General features: G+C 65.8%; 2 protein-coding genes. One reads left to right on the top strand and one right to left on the bottom strand.

All coding sequences use genetic code 11. From position 1 onward, the window contains the following. Positions 1 to 1,579: GumC family protein (locus ACXJL8_RS37490; protein WP_456686655.1), on the bottom strand; the 1,579-nt coding region annotated here is incomplete at its 3' end. A 202-nt stretch (positions 1,580 to 1,781) separates the two neighbouring features. Here ACXJL8_RS37490 and ACXJL8_RS37485 point away from each other — a divergent pair. Next, positions 1,782 to 2,915 carry a glycosyltransferase gene (locus ACXJL8_RS37485; RefSeq protein ID WP_456686654.1) on the top strand — a complete coding sequence of 378 codons (1,134 nt, stop codon included), beginning with the start codon at positions 1,782 to 1,784 and terminating at the stop codon, positions 2,913 to 2,915. The last annotated feature ends 231 nt before the right edge of the window (positions 2,916 to 3,146 follow it).

Genomic DNA, 3,146 nt, shown 5'->3' with positions numbered 1-3,146 from the left:
CTTGCAGCCCTTGCGGCCCTTGCGGCTCGTGCGGCTCTTGGCGGACCGCCGCCGGGATGAACGCGGCGACGGCGCGCGGCGCGGTCTGGCGCAAGAGCTCGCCGGTGACGACGACACCGGAAGAAAGCAGCAGTGTCGCGAGCGTGGCGATCAGCACGATCGGCAGCTTCTTCGGGTAGGCCGGCATGTTCGAGACGATGGCGCGCGAGATGATGCGGCCTTCCGTCGGCGCGGTATCGATGCTCTCGCGGGTGTTGGCCTCGCGATATTTTGCGAGATAGGTCTCGAGCAGGTCGCGCTGCGCCTTGGCCTCGCGCTCGAGCGCGCGAAGCTGGACGTCCTGGCCGTTGGTCGATGTCGCCTGCGTCTTGAGCTGCTCGAGGCTCGCCGTCAGGCCGTCGACCCGGCCGCTGGCGATGCGGGCGTCGCTTTCCAGCGAGCGTGAAATCTTGGCGGCCTCGTCGCGAATCTGATTGTCGAGATCGCCGAGCTGCGCCTTCAGCTCCTTGATCCGCGGGTGATTGCCGAGCAGCGTGGACGACTGTTCGGCGAGTTGTGCACGCAGCGTCACCCGTTGCTCGGACAGCCGCCGCATCAGCTCGGAATTCACCACCTCGGACGCCTCGATCGGCTTGCCGCTCTGGAGCATCTCGCGGATCAGCCGCGCCTTGGACTCCGCGTCGGACTTCAGCGCGCGCGCATTGTTGAGCTGGGTGTTGACCTCACCCATCTGCTGGTTCGACAGCGTGGTGTTGTTGGTGCCGACGAATAGGCTCGACTTGGAGCGGAAATCCTCAGCCTTCGCCTCGGCCTCGGAGACCTTCTTCCGCAGATTCTCGATCTCGCCCGAAAGCCACTGGCTCGCGTTGCGCGCCTGATCCTGGCGCGCATTCTGCTGCAGCACGAGATAGCCGTCGGCGATCGAATTGGCGACGCGCACGGCAAGATCGGGATCGGCGGACTGGAATTCGACGACGATGACGCGCGACTTGTCGACTGCGTAGGCCTGCAGGCGCTCGTAATAGGCGTCGAGCACGCGCTCTTCCGGCGTCATCGAGAACGGATCGCGGCCGATGCCGACGAGGGCCGCGAGCGACTTCAGCGGCGAAATTCCCTGGAGCACCGGATCGAATTCGGGCCGCTCCGCAAGCTTGTTCTTCTTGATGATCTCGCGCGCGAGATCGCGCGACAGCACGAGCTGGACCTGGCTGGTGACGGCCTCGGGGTCGAGCGCCTGCCGCTCCTCGGTGCTGCGGTCGCTGGTCGGCCGCAGGAATACGTTCTCGCGGCCGTCAATCAGGATGCGCGATTCGGACTTGTAGCGCGGCGTGATGAGATTGACGACGGCGACGGAAGCGACGAGCGCCAGCACCGTCGGCACGATGATCCAACCGCGCTTGCGCGCAAGCGCGCCGCCGAGCGCGTGCAGATCGATATCACCGGATTCGGCTGGCGCCTGCTTCACCGCGGCGGGCGCAGGCCTGGCGTCAACCTTGGCTTTGGCTTCAGGCCTGGGCTTCGGCACGGCCCGCTCGACCAGCGCCTTGTCCTTGCCGGCACGCCAGAACGCTAAACGCATCGAACACTCCCGCAGGGCAACGCCACTAACCTAGCTCAACCGGGGCGATTACACTCCATTAAGGTTGCCGCTGGGTTAATCGTGAACCCTTGCGACAGACGCGCGCGCTGTCGTCACCGTTTGTTAACCACGAAGKCTCTTAATCCGTCTCGATATTTCGAGAACTTTGTTCGGCATCCGCCGTCGAGCGCTGGTTTAGATCATGCCCCCCTCTCCCGACCAGCCGCTTCGAATCCTGCACGCCGTGCGCGCGCCCGTGGGCGGCATCTTTCGCCACATCCTCGACGTCGCCAACGGCCAGGTCGATCGCGGTCACCATGTCGGCATCCTCGCCGACAGCCTCACCGGCGGCGAGCGCGCGGACAAGGCGCTTGAAGAACTTGCACCGCGGCTGACGCTCGGCGTGCACCGGATGGCGATTCACCGCGAACCGTCGCCGGACGATTTCCTGGTGTGGCTGCGGATGCGACGCCTGATCGCCAAGCTCAAGCCCGACGTCCTGCACGGCCACGGCGCCAAGGCCGGCGCCTTCCTGCGCATGCGGCGACGTTCCGACGACACCATCCGCATCTACACCCCGCATGGCGGCTCGCTGCACTATCCCCTCAACACCCTCAAGGGCGAGTTTTACGCGCGGCTCGAGCGCACGCTGATGGGCTCGACCGACCTGTTCCTGTTCGAGAGCGTCTTTGCCCGCGACACCTATCAGCGCATCGTCGGCATGCCCAAGGGCGTGGTGCATTGTGTCTTCAACGGCGTGACGCCCGAGGAATTCGAGCCGGTCGTCGTTGCCGACGATGCCACCGATCTCGCCTATGTCGGCGAGTTCAGGCATATCAAGGGCGCCGACCTCCTGGTCGATGCGGTCGCGCGCCTGCACGCGAAGGGCACCAGGGTCACGCTGACGCTCGGCGGCGACGGCGAGGAGACGGCCGCGCTGAAGGCACAGGTCGAGAGGCTTGGCCTTGGCAGCGCCATCCGCTTCCTCGGTCACGTCAAGGCGCGCTACGGCTTTTCCAAGGGGCGGCTTCTGGTCGTCCCCTCGCGCGGCGATTCCATGCCGTATGTCGTCATCGAGGCTGGAGCGGCCGGCATTCCCATGATTGCGGCACGCGTCGGCGGTATCCCCGAAATCTTCGGTACCGAGAGCCCCGCGCTGTTCGCAGCGAGCAACGCCGAGGCCATGGCGGACGCGATTGCGGCCGCGCTCGCGAACGCGCAGCTGACCGCGCAACGCGCGGCGTCCTTGCGTGAGCGCATCTCGGCGTATTTCTCCCAGCAGGCGATGGTCGACGGCGTGCTCGCGGGATATCGCGACGCATTTACCAATCACTAACCATTCTTAAGGCCGCTTTAGAGAATCTTCCGATTTGTCCGTTATCCGATGAGCCCAGGGGATGCACGCCCGGGGCGCATAGCCGTGGCCCGCGGGTTTTTGGAATGGACGTGGACAGCCGTGGAACCGCTCAACGCTCGCTCGATGCTCGATGCCGCGACCAGCGCCGCGGCCAAACCGGCCGATCAGCCCTTCGTTGAACGCCGCCGCCGGCTGACGCCGGCCGCGCTC

The sequence above is a fragment of the Bradyrhizobium sp. P5_C11_2 genome, assembly GCF_054049755.1.
Note: the sequence above shows the minus strand (reverse complement) of the source record. Positions and strands in the feature narration are given on the sequence as shown.

What these genes read in the sequence shown, in the direction of transcription:
- ACXJL8_RS37485 (WP_456686654.1), top strand. Translation starts at nt 1,782, where the DNA reads ATGCCCCCCTCTCCCGACCAGCCGCTTCGAATCCTGCACGCCGTGCGC.